Here is a 14,765-nt window from a genome sequence, read left to right as displayed (position 1 = left end):
CTCCAAACCACCATACTCATCAGTGATACCCAATTCTTTAATCGAAAATCGAAAATCGAAAATCGTATTACCGTCTCGCGATTCTCACACCTTCCCTAAAATGAGCGATCGTCGCAATTACCGCTATAGAAAAGTAAAAAATTCTAATCAGCCAAAAACAAACTCGCATTGACCAAGAAACAATAGTCGGAGCAATACCGGTTAGCTGTACAAATCTGGAATTAACTTTTTTTTCAAAGCTGTCAAGGTCTTTCATCTCCGATTGTTTAGTCGGAATAACCGGAAACTGACCAGTATATACGTAATAACCGATAAAACCAGGCAATCCTACCTTTCTGTTCAAAAATGAGTTAGTTAAGGTTGCAGTTTGCGGAGGCGATAATTTATCCGATTCTTCCACTTTTTCCAGCCAAGAATTATATCTAATGGCTGGCGTAATCATGAAAACTAAGGGAACTATAACTATTAACAAAGCCGCACTAACTTTGCGACCGTATTGAGGGTGTAGAAGCCTTGTCGCCACACCAACTCCCATACCGATAAAAGCAAATATTAATATATTTAACAGTTCAATAATTTCGATGCCTCTCAACAAATCGCCGATAATCAGAATTGTATATAATAATTTGTCTGCCAGTAGCAGAGCTGCCCACTTGATGACAATTGAAACTCCTACAATAGTAGCTACAATCGCCACATACCCGATGGCACCTAGAACGTAGAGTAAAATCGAACCGACTTGTTTTAATGACTGCATGGAATTATTCACTAACTGAAAGTTTAGGAGTCGGATTGACCAAAAAATTTCAAATTTTAGAGCAATCTGGAGTTCCAAATTTGATTTTTAAAATTGATTAGCTTGACATCTTGAAATCAATCTAAAATCTACAATCTACAATCTATCGACAAGTTCGCGCGCGGCCGCTTTGGTAACTTGTGCGATCCGTTCCTTCACAACACTCTCTTCGATCGCCCTCGGCTCTGATTCCTGTTCGCGATCGATCCCCAACCATAAAAGATACTCGATATTACCGGCCGGGCCAAGTAAAGGCGACCACGTTAAGCCGCGTTGCTGCCATCCTAAAGCTGTGGCTGCCTTCCACACTTGAAAAATCGCATCGGCTTGAGTTGCTGAGTCTCTCACTACGCCTTTTTTCCCGACTCTCTCACGCCCTACCTCAAACTGCGGCTTTACCAGCAACACCGCTTCTCGCGGTGGTGCCAACAATTCCCACAGCGCCGGTAAAATCTTATCCAGGGAAATAAACGACACATCTACTACCGCCAAATCTGCTCGCTCAGAGTCGCCGTAAAGCTCAGTAGCAGTCATGTACCGCAAATTGGTGCGTTCTTTCAAAATTACCCTCGGATCGTTGCGCAAGCCCCAATCTGCTTGACCGTAGCCAACATCTACGCCGTAGACTAGGGCAGCGCCGGCTTGCAGGAGACAGTCGGTAAAACCGCCTGTGGAAATGCCGCCGTCGAGACAAATTCTTCCTGCAACTGGAATGGCAAAAACTTCTAAAGCTTTGGCTAATTTGTCGCCGCCTCTAGAAACATAGCGCGATCGCTCTTTGATCTGAATTTTTGCTGCAATATCAACCTCAGTGCCAGGTTTGTCCACTACCTGTTGGTTGATGGAGACTTTCCCCGTCCGAATCAATGCCTGAGCTTGCTGTCTGGAACTGCACAAATCTAGGCTGACCAATAAAGTGTCTAGTCGCTGTTTAGCCAAGGTTTTTAATCTGTACGGATAGGGTTAAGAACAGTACCAGATTAGCACTTACGCACAAGCCCGACTGCTGATTTTTGGCGACCATTTTGGTTTGGCGCTCATTGAGGGGCGATCGCCCCCACCTCACATTATGTGACTGAGATCGGTCTGATTGTGTAGTTGGATCACACATATACCTTCATAAAATCACATAAAAATTTGTGCTACTAGCGGATGATTTATATGCAGCTAAAAGCGCTCCAAATACCATCAGGGCGATCGATCATGAAAACAATTAACTTTCCTATCAGAAATGCGGGCAATTGTCAAGAAAATCCCCTGGCTTTCATCAGCGGTGATATCATTCACATTCTTTACCCCAACGGCGAAGTAGAAGCAAGAACCGCCGAACAAGTCGATCGGCATCAAACCAAAAATCCCCTGGACAAATGCCTCGTCTGGGGATGTATTGGCGATTTTTAACACCGCTTCAAAAAAATAATGCAATTATAGGGAAGCTCCAAACCTTTAATTCATAAGTCATTCCCAATTATTCAAATCTTTAATCTCAAATTTTTAATCTCAAATCTTTAATCCCAAATTTTTAATCTCAAATTGTCTAACCCATAAAAAAAGATCGCTTGGAGGCTGTGAGGCCAAAAAAAGCGATCGATCCAACTGCTACTAACTGCAAGCCACAAGTGCAATTTGCTGTTAAAAGAAGTAGCAAATTGACTTAAATATCTTGTTCGCTCAATTCGCGAATCAAGTAATCAAAAGGCTGCTCCAAAAAAGGCCCTACAGACAAGCCAGCAGATGCCACCTGAGCCTTAACCATCTCCTTCATAATGCCAATTCCCATCACCGTCGGGCCAATGGGAACGCTGAGAGAATTGTAAGTTTCGCGCAAACCTTGCAGCACGCGCTCGTCGAGTACGTCGGTACTTCCGGCCACCAAGGCGTAAGTAGCATAGCGCAAGTAGTAGTCCATATCCCGCAGACAAGCCGCATAGCGGCGAGTCGTGTAGGCATTTCCGCCCGGACGGATCAATTCAGGCTGTTCCGCAAATAGCTGAATACCAGCTTGCTTGACAATTGTCGCAGCATTGCTGTTAATCGCCGCCGCCGCCTGTACCCGTGCGGTACCCGTTGCAAAATAAGATTTCAACCGATCGATACCATCTCGGTCTAAATACCTACCAGCAACATCATAATTTTCAATCAGGCTCGTCACTGCATCGCGCATAAGTTTCTCTCCCAAAAATCTTTATCAATACTTTGCTATCTGAGACAGACCGCCTATTGTAGACTACTACAAATCGGCGTTTGATTAAGATTTGAGATAGGATTTTCACGAAGGGTAGTCTATCCCCGGCAAACGACCGCAAAATTAAGCCGTTTGCCTTGTATCTTCAGCCGAAAAATCGACAGGGCAAGAATCTCGAACTGCCCGACTGCACTGGGCCCCTATTTCAAAATTTTGTAGCCTTAGATACAAAATAGTGGGTACTGAAGGCCTACGATCGCCCAAACAGTCTGAAATCGGCCGAACGCCAAGACACAACCAATATCAGGAGTAAGTCATGTTCCAGACGCCCCAAGAAGCCTTAAATTACATAAAAGAAAATAACATCCAGATCGTTGACCTAAAGTTCATCGATATGCCGGGGATCTGGCAGCACCTTTCCCTGTACCACGACCAAATCGACGAAACCGCATTCACAGACGGCGTACCCTTCGACGGTTCCAGCATTCGGGGCTGGAAAGCCATCAACGAATCTGACATGACGATGGTCATCGATCCGACAACCGCTTGGATGGACCCGTTCATGGCAGAACCGACCATCAGTTTCATTTGCAGCATCAAAGAACCACGCACCGGGGAACCGTACAGTCGCTGTCCCCGCACCATTGCCCAAAAAGCCATAGACTACTTGCTTTCGACCGGTCTCGGCGATACAGCATTCTTTGGCCCGGAAGCAGAATTCTTTATTTTTGACGACGTTCGCTTCGACCAAACCCAAAATTCCGGCTACTATTACGTAGATTCGATCGAAGGTCGCTGGAATTCCGGCAAAGAAGAAGCAGGCGGCAACCTCGGCTACAAACCGCGTTACAAAGAAGGTTATTTCCCAGTAGCACCAACCGATACCTCTCAAGACATGAGAACGGAAATGCTGCTGACAATGGCAAAATGCGGCGTACCCATCGAAAAGCACCACCACGAAGTCGCCACCGGCGGTCAATGCGAACTCGGTTTCCGATTTGCCACTTTAGTGCAAGCCGCCGACTACTTGCTGACTTACAAATACGTAATCAAAAACGTCGGCAAAAAATACGGCAAAACCATCACCTTCATGCCCAAACCGCTGTTTAACGACAACGGTTCCGGGATGCACGTTCACCAGTCGATTTGGAAAGACGGCCAACCTCTATTTGCAGGCGATCAATATGCAGGTTTCAGTCAAATGGGACTGCATTACATCGGCGGCATTCTCAAGCACGCACCGGCACTTTTGGCAATTACCAACCCCACGACCAATTCCTACAAGCGTTTGGTTCCGGGCTTTGAAGCGCCTGTAAACTTAGCTTACTCTCAAGGAAATCGATCGGCATCAGTGCGGATTCCGCTGTCGGGAACCAACCCCAAAGCCAAGCGGTTAGAATTCCGCTGTCCCGATGCCACATCCAACCCCTATTTAGCATTTGCAGCCATGCTGTGCGCCGGCATAGACGGCATCAAGAATCAAATCGATCCGGGCGAACCTTTGGACGTGGATATCTACGACCTTTCTCCTGAAGAATTGAGCAAAATTCCTTCAACTCCCGGTTCCTTGGAAGGCGCTTTAGAAGCTTTAGAAAAAGACCACAGTTTCTTAACTGAAACCGGGGTATTTACCGAAGACTTCATCCAAACATGGATTTCCTACAAACTCGACAATGAAGTCAACCCGATGCGGCTGCGTCCTCACCCCTACGAGTTTGCTCTCTACTACGACTGTTAGATAGTTGAAGCTCGAACATCAAAAATTGAGAATTGTCATTTTTGGTGTTTGATGATTTCTAATCGAAAAAAGACCGTCTGTAACGGCGGTCTTTTTTTATAGTTTATGCGAACTCCAAATTTTATCTCTAGTCCGGTGGCATCCTTAATTTGCACCAATAAATTGGTCGCAATAATCATAACTGTAATTACAGCTACCCTCATCAAAGGAGTAGTTGCTAACTCATTTGCGAAACCTACATTTGAATCTGCCGTATTATACTCTCCAAGGCATAGGCTTTCTGGTTTTGATTTTTAAGGGGCCTCACAATCTCAAGAGCTTCAGTGTACAGTCCTACTTTGGCATACTGAGCAACAATATCAACTAAGCCACTGGCTCTACAACCCTTGACAATCTGAAGGCTTTGAGACAACATATCGCGGACTTTATCTCCTGTTTCTGCTGTCGCACGAATAGCGGTAACAACGGCCAAAGCAGCTTGATAATCATCTTCTTCTACAGAGCGGTCTATATAGTTTATGGTGTCAATAGCTAGACTGTAGTGCCCTTGTTCAGCATACTCAGATGCAATTCTCCTGAAGAGATGAGCAATAGCATAATTCCCTCGGAAGGGTTTAACAATTTCGATGGCTTCGCTGTATTCACTTGCATCCACTTGACAAATGGCGATGCTCAGCAAAGTTATAAATCTTGAATACTCATCTTCTTTAATAGCATTAGCGAACAGAAAAGCTAGATCGTATAGCCCAATTTTTGCATATAAGATGGCAAAACTTCCCAAAGTTTCAGTTTGTTCGCGGTAGGATTCTAGCGATTCTAATTCTATAGATTCTAAAGCAGTGAGGAGTTGTTGTGAGCGAGCCAGTATTTCAGCCATTTTATTTCCTTGTCCTGCTTCCGTATAATCAGCAGCGATACAAATCCACCAATAGGAGCGAGAATATTTATCATCGAGAGTATTAGACTCTTCAAAGGCGTGAGCAAAAGTTTCAGCAGCTAGAGTTCCTTCTTCCGCTTTAGCATATGCAACAGCCATCTTAGTTAAGATACTAATTTGATGTTCATCATTTGGTATGGTGCGAGCAATTTGAAGGGCTTGTTCGTATCGTCCAGCTTCAAAACAGCAGTCAGCAATAAATCCTACACTCGACCATTTTATTTCCTCATATTCTATTTCCTGAGCGATTTGAAGAGCTTGGTATAGGGCATTAGTGACCTCATCGACTGGTAGCACTTCAGCACAATAAAGAACGACTTCAGCCAGTGTTCGAGCTTTGTAAGCATTGTCGATAATAGTGTTAACACTTTGAAGGGCTCGATCGTATTGTCGATTTTCGGCATATTTCTTAGCAATAGCTTCTAAAACCATAGCTCGGTCTGTATCAATTTCTAAATTGTTGGCAAGCTGCAAGATTTGGGAGATGATTCGATCGCCCTCGCCCTGTGACCCAGGATCTACAGAATTAGTGGAAATCATTAAATTTTACTCCTTTTATAATATAATATGTCTTTGGAATTGCTCAAATTTTGATCGATTCTATCTCAAATCGGATGACCGTCTATCCGCCTTGCTTGCGCGGTGTTGCTGTTGTGGTAAATTAGCAATTTGCAGCAATTAGCAACTAGCAGATAATGTCGGATATTTTTGTGATGGTACGCAATCAAAATAACCTGGCAATGACTTCAGTTGATGGCATTGCCTTCATTACTTTACTAAATCGGGACGGACGGGTACTGGCCGAGGAGACAGTGGCTTTGATGGAGGCAGATGCGGGATTTGATGACTTGGCAGCAGGACAATATACTGTAATAGTTAGGCATGAACTGGTTGAACCGCGATCGGCCACCTGGGATGTCACAATCACCAATGAAGATCAAGTAATCATACTGACATTTGTCTATCTAGAACCCGAACGGGTACTGCTTCGCATCCTAGCTACAGTTGAAGAGAGACTATAATCATGACAGCTAAAGTTATTCCATCACAGTCAATTAAAATGTTTCGCTATCGAGTGCATTTCTTAGCAAAAGACCTTTGGAAAGAGAAAAACCCAGTTGGTCGGATGAATCTGGCTTTACAGTTAGCGGATGCGGCGACAACGCTGGCTAGACTGGAAGTGGAGGAGATGCACAAATTTCCACAAGAGCCTGCTAGCCTTGAGGCTTTAGACTCGACGGAACCTGAAAAGTTTTGAGTGCGTGAGATTGCTTTGGGAGCCTCGCGGAACGCTTCCGTAAATGACAAATCAAAACTATTTTAGTCGATCGATCTGCGAGTAAAAAAATTGTATGTATAAAATTCAATCTGCTTGCAACACAATAACTTTCAGCCTTGCGAGGTAATTGGTTATCAAAAAAACTGCGTTACACTTATATAAGTATCTTTATAAAACAACATAAAAGCATGACTGTTGCCTATCCCCGCAAGCTTCGCAACGCAATGGGAGCGCGCGAAATTTTAGCTAAAGTAGTGCACGATCGCGAACTGCACCTGATCACCCTCAACCGCTACCGCTACAGCGAACAGCGCAGTTGCAAAGACCTCACGGACGTGATCGAACGGCTCGACGGCGAACCGGCCGAACTCGTGCGCGACCTCTCCCGCCACATTTCCGACGAAGCGCGACACGCTATGTGGCTCACCGACTTGCTGGTAGACTTGGGCCAAAATGTGGGAACGCCGCCGGGAATCTCCTACATTGACGAATTTGACCGCCTGCTGGACAAAGAGCAATACAACCCGAAAAGCAACCTCGATGACAGTATAATTGCAGGCTTAGTCGCGATTAACGTCACCGAAAAGCGTGGCTGCGAATACTTCTCAGCGCACATCCACGCCCTCAAACAGGCTCCCCAAACCGCAGAAAACGTCAAAATCCGCGAAACTATCGAAAAGATTTTTCCCGAAGAAGCTGGTCACGTCCGCTGGGGCAACCGCTGGCTCGCCCAAATAGCTGCCAAAAGCCCGGAACACCGCCAGAAGGTGGAACAGGCAAAGCGCAAGTATGTGGCGATCGAACAAGCAGCATTTGAATCGGGAATGGATATCATGCTGGGGGCAGAACTCCGCCGCGTCACCCGCCTCGTGGATATTGCCAACACCATGCCGATGTGGGAACGCCCGCAATACCTGATGGAACGCTTGCCCATGACCTTGCTGGCCCCGGATCTGCAAATGACCAGAGTCGATGTTGCTCAGCGGGCCTGGAACCGCGACCCGCAGGCATTTGTGGAGAAACTTGTGCCGATGTTCCTCAACGGCTTGAATACCATTGAGAAGAAGCCGGCCCCGGCCAAGCCCAAGGCTTAAACACTGGCGAGGGCCTGTGCGCGGAGCGACTAGAAACCAGGTTTCTTCCTGCTTGTCTCGTTGAGGGGCGCGATATTTCTGCAAGAAACCGGCTTTCTTTTCTAGAACTTACGCACGGGGTGTCATCACCTTGGTTTCTTCCCTGGGGAGCGAACTCAAAGCGTAGGTTTTTGTCAAGAAAGCCGGTTTATCAAGGTTTTTGTGTGTAAGTCCTATTTTTGTAAGTCCTAAATAGGAAGTAAACTGATTATTGGAATAGTTTTCCGTCTAAATATAATCATGACTAATAGCGAGCCGAACATACAAACAGCTTCCACAGAAAGCCTCTCAAGTGAAAGTGCGATCGCCTCCGAGCAGGTCGAAAAAGCCACAGCCGTCACCTATGCAGAAGAAATTGAAACTGTCATCGCCAGCATGGCTGTAGACCAAAAAGTGATGGTCGGTCAAAATGAAGCTGGGGGACATCTTTGGAAGTTTAAGTACGGCAGTGTTGAAGTGTTCGTGCAACTCACCGGCGAAACCGAAGATGATACTTTGACTGTTTGGGCTTTTGTACTGCAATTGCCCGCGAAGAATGAAGCTCAATTAATGCGGAAAATCCTAGAAATGAATTGGCTGTCTACTTTGGAATCTCATTTTGCCATTGTTGACAATCAAGTTGCGGTAATATCGACTCGGACGATCGCCGAAATCTCTGCCGGGGAAATTTCTCGAGTTATTACTATTGTCGCCACGATCGCCGATGACAACGACGACTTGCTGCAAGCAGAATTCGGTCAGTAGTCATTAGTCAACAGTTAACAGTCAACAGTTAACAGTTAACAGTTAACTGTTAACTAATATGCAGGCCCTGCGATCCAAGCAATAGTGATTCCCAGCCCCAAACCGACAAGCACTTGAAAAGGAGTGTGTCCCAGCAACTCTTTCAGGCGAGCCTCATTAAGGTTGTGATCTTCCTCAAAAAACTCGTCAATAATTTGGTTGAGGATGCGAGCTTGCTTGCCTGCTGCTTGGCGCACGCCTGCTGCATCGTACATGACAATAATTGCAAAGATCGCAGCGATCGCAAAGTCCGGACTTTCCCATCCCATCGTTTGTCCGACTTCAGCAGCCAAAGCGCCGACAAAAGACGAGTGAGCGCTGGGCATTCCCCCCGTTGTTACCAAATACTGAAGATTAAACTTGCGATTTTTGACCAACTCGATCGGCAGCTTCATGATCTGAGCCGCCAGACAAGCGAGCAAAGCAACCACGAGTACATGATTGTTTAATATGCCGCTGCAAATTTCCTGCATAGTGTTTGGTATTTCTAATTACTGCGGCTGGTAATAAAATCGGCGATCGCCAGCAGCGGTAGAGCTTTGCTCCCAAACACTGCCAATTGAGCCTTAGCATCAGCAACAAGCTGTGAAGCCTGGCGCCGAGACTCCTCAATTCCCCATAAACTGGGAAAAGTGACTTTTCCTGCTTTAACATCTTTGCCAGCAGTTTTGCCCAGTTCTTCTTGGGTAGCAGTAATATCCAGAATGTCGTCAACGATCTGGAAAGCCAGCCCAATATTTTGAGCGAAACGAGACAGCCGCTGCAAATCCGCAGCCGAGGCCCCAGCAAGAATTGCCCCACAAACTACGCAGGCCTCTAACAGCGCGCCTGTTTTGTGAGCGTGAATGTAATTCAAAGTTTCCAGAGAAACATCTGTCTTTCCTTCCGATTCCACGTCAACCACCTGACCGCCTATGAGTCCACCAGCCCCGGCAGCGCGACCCAAATAGGCGATCGTCTGCAACACCTGCTGGGGGGGTACGTTCTCAGTTTTAGTGGCGATAAATTCAAAAGCATAGGTCAGCAAACCATCGCCAGCCAAAATGGCGATATCATCGCCATAAACCTTGTGGTTCGTCAGTTTGCCGCGCCGGTAGTCGTCATTGTCCATTGCCGGCAAATCGTCGTGGATCAGCGACATGGTGTGGATCATTTCCAAAGCGCAAGCTGTGGGCATTGCCATAGATGTAGTGCCACCGGCCAGTTCGCAGCTAGCCAGACACAGGATCGGACGCAGGCGCTTGCCCCCCGCTAGCAGCGAGTAGCGCATTGCTTCGTAAATTTTCTCTGGGTAGATGACCGGGAGTGCACTGTCGAGAGCTACCTCGATCGCCTCTTTTCGCTTGACTAGATAAGTAGATAAATCGAAAGAGGATTCCGGTTGGGACGAACCCATTTCTGTTGCCAATACCATCCCTTGCTCTCTTGTACTAAATAATTACGTGGGATATTCTGAGCCGTTGGGGTCGGATTGTGCCGACTTTTACGGCGGTAGTTGCTCGAACTCCGAGCATCAATTAATCATTCTACGGGTGTTGTTGCACAGAAAATCTTTGAGTTTTAATAACTTTGTCAAATTACCAGTCAATCTAAAATCTACAATCTCAAATCTCAAATACGCTGATTTGTCTGGCGACTTCCAAAAACCGCTGCACCGCCGCCGTTGGATCGCTGCGCCAAATCAGAGCGATCGCCACAATGCAGGTTGATTCTGGCAGCGCTTTGTAAACAACCCCGCTGCGCTGGAAATTTTGCATCGACGCCGGGACGATCGCCACTCCCATCTCAGCGGCTACCAGACTCACAATGGTTTGCATTTGAATTGCTTCTTGAGCCGCGATCGGGCTAAAACCCGCTTGCTGACAAAGACTGACGATCCGATCGTACAACCCTGGAGCCAGAGAACGCGGAAACAAAATGAACGGTTCGGCAGAGAGTTCGCGCAATTCCACATTCGCGCGATCGGCCGCCGGATGCGTTTCTGGCAGTGCGACGATCAGCGGTTCTCGAAAAACGATTTCAGAATTTATCCCATCTTCCTCAACCGGAGGGCGCACGAAGCCGATATCAATTTGCCCGAACCGCAGCCGCTGCAACTGTTCGTTTGTCGTCAGTTCGTGCAGTTCCAGCTTGACGGCGGGACAGCGAGTGCGAAACGCCTGCAAAATCGCTGGAACCACGTTGTGTGCTGCGGAACTCACAAAGCCGATCGTCAATTGTCCGAGTTCGCCCCGACTGGTTTGTCGGCCGAGTTCAATTGCTCGATCAACTTGCAGCAAAATTTTCCCGGCCTCCTCGAAAAAAACCTGTCCCGCAGCCGTTAAATGCACCGTCCGCTTGGTGCGGCGAAACAGTTGAAACCCCAACTCTGCCTCCAAATGCTGGATTTGTTGGCTCAGCGGAGGTTGGGCAATATGCAGTTTTTCGGCTGCGCGAGTGAAATTCAGTTCCTCTGCAACTGCAATGAAATAACGCAAATGCCGAAGTTCCATAAGTCCCCACGATTGATATTTTAAAAGTATAAGTGGTTAGTTAAACATATATTGGACATTGATCATGATATTTCATAAAGTGATTAATAGGCGAAGTTGAGAATTAAACAATGGCTAATTTGGATATCAAAATTAGAGAAGCAGAGCTGGCAGATTTGGAATTAATCGTGGATTTTATTTCACAAAAAAGCGAGTTCGATGGATGTAAAAACCTGTTAGCAGCAACAGCAGATAAATTGCAGCAAACGTTGTTTTGCCAGCCTCCGCTAGTGCGGGTTTTGTTGGCGGAAGTTGCGGGAACAGCGGTAGGATTTGCTCTTTTTTATTCCTCCTATTCAAGTTTATTGACGCAGCCGTGTCTTTGGCTTGATGATTTATTTGTGCAAGCTCCTATGCGCGGTAGGGGAGTCGGTACAGCGCTGTTAAAGTATTTGGCACAAATTGCTGAGTCCAGAAATTGCGGGCGTATGGAATGGACTGTTAATATTGCCAATGCGCCGGGAATTGCTTTTTATGAAAAGCAGGGAGCGCGGATTTTGGAAAATATTAGAGTTTGCCGTATTGATGGGGATGCAATTGGCCTGCTTGCTGGCCAATAATTTAATAACGAACCGCGAAGACGCGAAGAACGCGAAGAGATGAGAAAAGAAGAGAAAAGAAGAGAAGAGATGTTACAATATTTTTGGAATTCTGCCCTTTATGAGAAAAATCATGCTTTTGTTTGGCGGTGAATCTCTTGTGGAGTTACTCGCTCCGCAGGATGGTGAAAAAATTCTGGATTTGGGCTGCGGTACGGGAGAGTTAACTGAAAGGATTGCTCAAAGTCGTGCTTGTGTGCGAGGTATTGATTCATCTTGTTCGATGATTGCCGCGGCACAAGTTAACTATCCTGACATTAACTTCTCTGTCGCAGATGCGAGGATTTTTCAAGTAGAAAAGCCGTTAGATGCTGTGTTTTCTCATGAGGTTTTGCACTGGATTAAAGAGCCGGATGCTGTGATTAATTGTGTGGAACAAGCGCTGAAGCCGGGAGGGCGTTTTGTGGCTGAGTTTAACTGTGAGGGGCACGTGGGGGCGATCGTCGGCGCACATTTGAGTGTTGCTTTGTCAAAAATTAGCAGCGGCCAGAAGCCTGAAGCGCTTAATCCTTGGTATTGTCCGAGTATTGACGAGTATACTGGGCTTCTGAAACAGCACGGATTTGATGTGCGTGAGGCGGTGGTCGAACGCCAGACTCGCCGCCTAGAAGGTGGCTGGCTGGGTATGGTAAGTTTGATTGAAAGGTTGTTTGCTGATGAGTTTTTGTCGAGGTTGTCTGATCGTGTGCGATCGCAGGTAATCAACTCCGTTAAAGAGCGTTTGCCGCTGGCGCTGGATCGCGATGGTAATTACATTGCAGATTACCGGACAATTCGCGTTTTTGCTATCAAAAATTCCTCACGTTAAATCTTAGTGATTAGTGATTTCGAGCGGAGCTTGAAATCGCTACTACACCAACTTTCGTCCCGCTTTCGGCGCGTTAGCAAAGCGACGCGTTAGCGCTAGAACGCGAAGAGATGACAAAAGAAGTGAAAGGAAGAGAAGAGATGTCACAATATTTTTGGAATTCTGCCCTTTATGAGAAAAATCATGCTTTTGTTTGGCAGTACGGTGAATCAATTGTGGAGTTACTCGCTCCGCAGGCTGGTGAACAAATTCTAGATTTGGGCTGCGGTACGGGACAGTTAACTGAAAAAATTGCTCAAAGCGGTGCTTCTGTGCAAGGTATTGATTCATCTTTGTCGATGATTTCCACGGCTAAAGTAAACTATCCTCACATCAACTTCGCCGCAGCAGATGCGAGAATTTTTCAAGTAGAATATCCGTTAGATGCTGTGTTTTCTAATGCGGTTTTGCACTGGATTAAACAGCCGGATGCTGTGATTAATTGTGTGGAAAAAGCGCTGAAGCCGGGAGGGCGTTTTGTGGCTGAGTTTGGCGGTAAGGGGAACGTGGGGGCGATCGTCCGGGCACTTTTGAGTGTTTTGTCAGAAATTGGCTACCAGGAGCCTGAAGCGCTTAATCCTTGGTATTTTCCGAGTATTGGCGAGTATGCTGGGCTTTTGGAAAAGCAGGGATTTGATGTGGGTTATGCGGTTTTGTTCGATCGCCCGACTCCCCTAGAAGGTGGCAGCGCGGGTATGGTAAATTGGATTGAAATGTTTGCTAGCGGGTTTTTCTCGGGGTTGTCTGATGATGTGCGATCGCACGTAATTAACGCCGTTGAAGAGTGTTTGCGGCCGGCGCTGTACCGCGATGGTAATTGGATTGCAGATTACCGCAGAATTCGCGTTGTTGCTATCAAAAATTCCTCACGGTAAATCATAGTGATTAGTGATTTCGATCGGATATTGAAAGCGCTACTACACCAACTTTCCCCCACTCCAAGCAGACTCAAAGAGTAAAGAATTTTACAGGACTTACGCTGCACAGTTAATTTTTACAGAAACGCTAGTAGTAAGGTACGTATTTCGCACCCTACTACTAGCGTTTCTGCGTAACTTCTGTAAATATCAGGAGTTAATTTGTGGCTAACAAAATCATAAGTTTGTCAGCTCACCACTGATTGTCCTGAACTTAGAAACCCTGGACGGAAACAATCCTGCTTTGTAGCTCATTAGGCGTTACATCGTCTACAAAACCTAAAATCGCGTTAGAATTCCTGACTCTGATTAGAGTTCCTGAAGCAGAGCCGCTAAATTCCCTGGCTAGATCTGGAGGAATGAATTGTTGTAAAGCTGGCGCTCCCTCGAACCTATATGTTAATGTCACATTCTGTACCGACTCCAACACTATATCATTCACAGTTAACCCACTCGCTAATCCAATGCGATCCACCTCAGGATCGAACAATTCGATCGCATCACTAGAATTGATATCTGTAGTGGCAGGATCTATTCCCAGAACGCATAAATTATTGCCAAACTGACAACTTAATACGTCTCTGCCCAAGCCGCCAACCAGAGTGTTATTCCCCTCTAGGCCGTCTAAAAGATCATTGCCTCTACCCCCAAATAAAATATCATCGCCAGCTTGTCCAATAAGGAAATCAGCATCTAGACCACCACTGAGGCAGTCATTTCCCTCAGCTCCAGACAGGAAATCTCTTCCTTTTCCCCCAAATACAGAATCGTTGCCTGCAAAACCTGCGAGAAAATCTTCCCCTTCATTTCCCAGGATTAACTCGCTAGCCCCTGACCCGATTACTGTATCGTCGCCATCGAGTGCCCAAGCTCCTAAAGGGAAGTTTGTTGCATCTCCAGAAAAAAGTTGAATTCCTTCCGAGGTGTTGTCGCCAATTAAGCGCAATGTCCCTGACGCATCCGGTTTTAAAGCCATAGCTAAAATCTTTGTGTGTTGGTAGATTACTAACTCTACTAATT

The 14,765-nt window shown here is 46.3% G+C and carries 17 protein-coding genes; 9 read left to right on the top strand and 8 right to left on the bottom strand.

The window, feature by feature from the left end; all coding sequences use genetic code 11:
• Nucleotides 1-67 precede the first annotated feature (67 nt).
• Complete coding sequence (locus tag E5S67_RS11535; RefSeq protein ID WP_172187238.1) at nucleotides 68-757, bottom strand: hypothetical protein; 690 nt, start codon at nucleotides 755-757, stop codon at nucleotides 68-70.
• Nucleotides 758-892: 135 nt separating this feature from the next.
• Nucleotides 893-1,735: a TlyA family RNA methyltransferase gene (locus tag E5S67_RS11530; RefSeq protein WP_172187236.1), complete on the bottom strand. Its 843-nt coding sequence runs from the start codon at nucleotides 1,733-1,735 to the stop codon at nucleotides 893-895.
• A gap of 264 nt (nucleotides 1,736-1,999) precedes the next feature.
• On the opposite strand from E5S67_RS11530, the gene E5S67_RS11525 reads away from it, so the two are divergent.
• On the top strand, nucleotides 2,000-2,197 hold the full coding sequence (locus E5S67_RS11525; RefSeq protein ID WP_172187272.1) for a hypothetical protein: 198 nt from the start codon (nucleotides 2,000-2,002) through the stop codon (nucleotides 2,195-2,197).
• A gap of 253 nt (nucleotides 2,198-2,450) precedes the next feature.
• Here the strand turns inward: E5S67_RS11525 and apcB are convergent, their stop codons facing one another.
• A complete protein-coding gene (gene apcB, locus E5S67_RS11520) occupies nucleotides 2,451-2,960 on the bottom strand; it encodes an allophycocyanin subunit beta (RefSeq protein ID WP_172187234.1) in 510 nt (169 codons plus the stop codon).
• Nucleotides 2,961-3,297: 337 nt separating this feature from the next.
• On the opposite strand from apcB, the gene glnA reads away from it, so the two are divergent.
• Nucleotides 3,298-4,719, top strand: coding sequence for a type I glutamate--ammonia ligase (glnA, locus tag E5S67_RS11515; RefSeq protein ID WP_172187232.1), 1,422 nt, complete (start codon nucleotides 3,298-3,300; stop codon nucleotides 4,717-4,719).
• 235 nt (nucleotides 4,720-4,954) lie between these two features.
• Here the strand turns inward: glnA and E5S67_RS11510 are convergent, their stop codons facing one another.
• On the bottom strand, nucleotides 4,955-6,196 hold the full coding sequence (locus E5S67_RS11510) for a hypothetical protein (RefSeq protein ID WP_172187230.1): 1,242 nt from the start codon (nucleotides 6,194-6,196) through the stop codon (nucleotides 4,955-4,957).
• A 155-nt stretch (nucleotides 6,197-6,351) separates the two neighbouring features.
• Here E5S67_RS11510 and E5S67_RS11505 point away from each other — a divergent pair, with 155 nt between their 5' ends.
• The 4 genes from E5S67_RS11505 to E5S67_RS11490 all read left to right on the top strand — a co-directional run bounded on the left by E5S67_RS11505 (nucleotide 6,352) and on the right by E5S67_RS11490 (nucleotide 8,812).
• Entirely contained in the window at nucleotides 6,352-6,678 is a 327-nt protein-coding gene (locus E5S67_RS11505) for a hypothetical protein (protein ID WP_172187228.1), read from the top strand.
• A gap of 2 nt (nucleotides 6,679-6,680) precedes the next feature.
• On the top strand, nucleotides 6,681-6,914 hold the full coding sequence (locus E5S67_RS11500; RefSeq protein ID WP_172187226.1) for a hypothetical protein: 234 nt from the start codon (nucleotides 6,681-6,683) through the stop codon (nucleotides 6,912-6,914).
• A 209-nt stretch (nucleotides 6,915-7,123) separates the two neighbouring features.
• Complete coding sequence (locus tag E5S67_RS11495; protein WP_172187224.1) at nucleotides 7,124-8,029, top strand: ferritin-like domain-containing protein; 906 nt, start codon at nucleotides 7,124-7,126, stop codon at nucleotides 8,027-8,029.
• Between the two features lie 279 nt (nucleotides 8,030-8,308).
• Complete coding sequence (locus E5S67_RS11490) at nucleotides 8,309-8,812, top strand: YbjN domain-containing protein (RefSeq protein ID WP_172187222.1); 504 nt, start codon at nucleotides 8,309-8,311, stop codon at nucleotides 8,810-8,812.
• 53 nt (nucleotides 8,813-8,865) lie between these two features.
• Here the strand turns inward: E5S67_RS11490 and E5S67_RS11485 are convergent, their stop codons facing one another.
• From E5S67_RS11485 to E5S67_RS11475, 3 genes are all read right to left on the bottom strand, one after another.
• The gene (locus tag E5S67_RS11485) at nucleotides 8,866-9,324 is read right to left on the bottom strand and encodes a divergent PAP2 family protein (RefSeq protein ID WP_172187220.1); all 459 of its coding nucleotides are present in this window, start codon (nucleotides 9,322-9,324) and stop codon (nucleotides 8,866-8,868) included.
• A gap of 14 nt (nucleotides 9,325-9,338) precedes the next feature.
• The gene (crtE, locus tag E5S67_RS11480) at nucleotides 9,339-10,265 is read right to left on the bottom strand and encodes a geranylgeranyl diphosphate synthase CrtE (protein ID WP_172187218.1); all 927 of its coding nucleotides are present in this window, start codon (nucleotides 10,263-10,265) and stop codon (nucleotides 9,339-9,341) included.
• Nucleotides 10,266-10,455: 190 nt separating this feature from the next.
• On the bottom strand, nucleotides 10,456-11,343 hold the full coding sequence (locus E5S67_RS11475) for a LysR family transcriptional regulator (RefSeq protein WP_172187216.1): 888 nt from the start codon (nucleotides 11,341-11,343) through the stop codon (nucleotides 10,456-10,458).
• Nucleotides 11,344-11,453: 110 nt separating this feature from the next.
• On the opposite strand from E5S67_RS11475, the gene E5S67_RS11470 reads away from it, so the two are divergent.
• The 3 genes from E5S67_RS11470 (at nucleotide 11,454) to E5S67_RS11460 (ending at nucleotide 13,703) form a co-directional block, all read left to right on the top strand.
• Nucleotides 11,454-11,942 carry a GNAT family N-acetyltransferase gene (locus E5S67_RS11470; RefSeq protein WP_172187214.1) on the top strand — a complete coding sequence of 163 codons (489 nt, stop codon included), beginning with the start codon at nucleotides 11,454-11,456 and terminating at the stop codon, nucleotides 11,940-11,942.
• A 100-nt stretch (nucleotides 11,943-12,042) separates the two neighbouring features.
• The gene (locus tag E5S67_RS11465; RefSeq protein ID WP_246276738.1) at nucleotides 12,043-12,789 is read left to right on the top strand and encodes a class I SAM-dependent methyltransferase; all 747 of its coding nucleotides are present in this window, start codon (nucleotides 12,043-12,045) and stop codon (nucleotides 12,787-12,789) included.
• Between the two features lie 140 nt (nucleotides 12,790-12,929).
• A complete protein-coding gene (locus tag E5S67_RS11460) occupies nucleotides 12,930-13,703 on the top strand; it encodes a class I SAM-dependent methyltransferase (RefSeq protein ID WP_172187212.1) in 774 nt (257 codons plus the stop codon).
• A 256-nt stretch (nucleotides 13,704-13,959) separates the two neighbouring features.
• Here the strand turns inward: E5S67_RS11460 and E5S67_RS11455 are convergent, their stop codons facing one another.
• On the bottom strand, nucleotides 13,960-14,721 hold the full coding sequence (locus E5S67_RS11455) for a calcium-binding protein (RefSeq protein ID WP_172187210.1): 762 nt from the start codon (nucleotides 14,719-14,721) through the stop codon (nucleotides 13,960-13,962).
• Nucleotides 14,722-14,765 lie beyond the last annotated feature (44 nt).

This window comes from Microcoleus asticus IPMA8 (genome assembly GCF_013179805.1).
GTDB lineage: Bacteria > Cyanobacteriota > Cyanobacteriia > Cyanobacteriales > Microcoleaceae > Microcoleus > Microcoleus asticus.
Note: the sequence above shows the minus strand (reverse complement) of the source record. Positions and strands in the feature narration are given on the sequence as shown.

Bases quoted from the DNA above. Each gene is read 5' to 3' on its own strand.
- E5S67_RS11455 (WP_172187210.1), bottom strand. From the start codon at position 14,721: ATGGCTTTAAAACCGGATGCGTCAGGGACATTGCGCTTAATTGGCGAC.
- apcB (WP_172187234.1), bottom strand. From the start codon at position 2,960: ATGCGCGATGCAGTGACGAGCCTGATTGAAAATTATGATGTTGCTGGT.
- E5S67_RS11505 (WP_172187228.1), top strand. From the start codon at position 6,352: ATGTCGGATATTTTTGTGATGGTACGCAATCAAAATAACCTGGCAATG.
- glnA (WP_172187232.1), top strand. From the start codon at position 3,298: ATGTTCCAGACGCCCCAAGAAGCCTTAAATTACATAAAAGAAAATAAC.
- E5S67_RS11485 (WP_172187220.1), bottom strand. From the start codon at position 9,324: ATGCAGGAAATTTGCAGCGGCATATTAAACAATCATGTACTCGTGGTT.
- crtE (WP_172187218.1), bottom strand. From the start codon at position 10,265: ATGGTATTGGCAACAGAAATGGGTTCGTCCCAACCGGAATCCTCTTTC.
- E5S67_RS11510 (WP_172187230.1), bottom strand. From the start codon at position 6,196: ATGATTTCCACTAATTCTGTAGATCCTGGGTCACAGGGCGAGGGCGAT.
- E5S67_RS11465 (WP_246276738.1), top strand. From the start codon at position 12,043: ATGAGAAAAATCATGCTTTTGTTTGGCGGTGAATCTCTTGTGGAGTTA.
- E5S67_RS11500 (WP_172187226.1), top strand. From the start codon at position 6,681: ATGACAGCTAAAGTTATTCCATCACAGTCAATTAAAATGTTTCGCTAT.
- E5S67_RS11495 (WP_172187224.1), top strand. From the start codon at position 7,124: ATGACTGTTGCCTATCCCCGCAAGCTTCGCAACGCAATGGGAGCGCGC.
- E5S67_RS11535 (WP_172187238.1), bottom strand. From the start codon at position 757: ATGCAGTCATTAAAACAAGTCGGTTCGATTTTACTCTACGTTCTAGGT.
- E5S67_RS11460 (WP_172187212.1), top strand. From the start codon at position 12,930: ATGTCACAATATTTTTGGAATTCTGCCCTTTATGAGAAAAATCATGCT.
- E5S67_RS11525 (WP_172187272.1), top strand. From the start codon at position 2,000: ATGAAAACAATTAACTTTCCTATCAGAAATGCGGGCAATTGTCAAGAA.
- E5S67_RS11490 (WP_172187222.1), top strand. From the start codon at position 8,309: ATGACTAATAGCGAGCCGAACATACAAACAGCTTCCACAGAAAGCCTC.
- E5S67_RS11470 (WP_172187214.1), top strand. From the start codon at position 11,454: ATGGCTAATTTGGATATCAAAATTAGAGAAGCAGAGCTGGCAGATTTG.
- E5S67_RS11475 (WP_172187216.1), bottom strand. From the start codon at position 11,343: ATGGAACTTCGGCATTTGCGTTATTTCATTGCAGTTGCAGAGGAACTG.